Here is a 421-nt window from a genome sequence, read left to right on the forward strand (position 1 = left end):
ATGTCCGGGATGGTCGCGGTGAAGGCCACGGTGGTGGAGTGCAGCATCAGGATCACTTCGTTGCTGTAGTAGGGCAACGAACGGCGCAGGGCCGAAGGCATGATCACGTAGGCATACAGCTTCCAGCCTGTCAGGCCGTAGGCCTTGGCCGCCTCGACTTCGCCGTGGTTCATGCTGCGAATCGCCCCGGCGAAAATCTCCGTGGTGTAGGCGCAGGTGTTCAGGGCAAAGGCCAGGATGGTGCAGTTCATGGCGTCGCGAAAGAACGCGTCGAGCACCGGTTGCGCGCGGATGGCGGCCAGGCTGTAGATCCCGGTGTAGCAGATCAGCAACTGGATATACAGCGGCGTGCCGCGGAACAGGTAGGTGTAGAACTGCACCGGCCAGCGGATATAGAAGTGCGGGGAAACCCGGGCAATCG

1 protein-coding gene is annotated in these 421 nt (G+C 61.8%); it reads right to left on the bottom strand.

The features are described from left to right. The coding region (locus H7995_RS28225) for an ABC transporter permease subunit (RefSeq protein ID WP_185819335.1) at nt 1-421 on the bottom strand (421 nt) is incomplete at both ends.

The organism is Pseudomonas kielensis (assembly GCF_014236655.1).
In the GTDB taxonomy this organism is placed as follows: Bacteria; Pseudomonadota; Gammaproteobacteria; order Pseudomonadales; family Pseudomonadaceae; genus Aquipseudomonas; species Aquipseudomonas kielensis.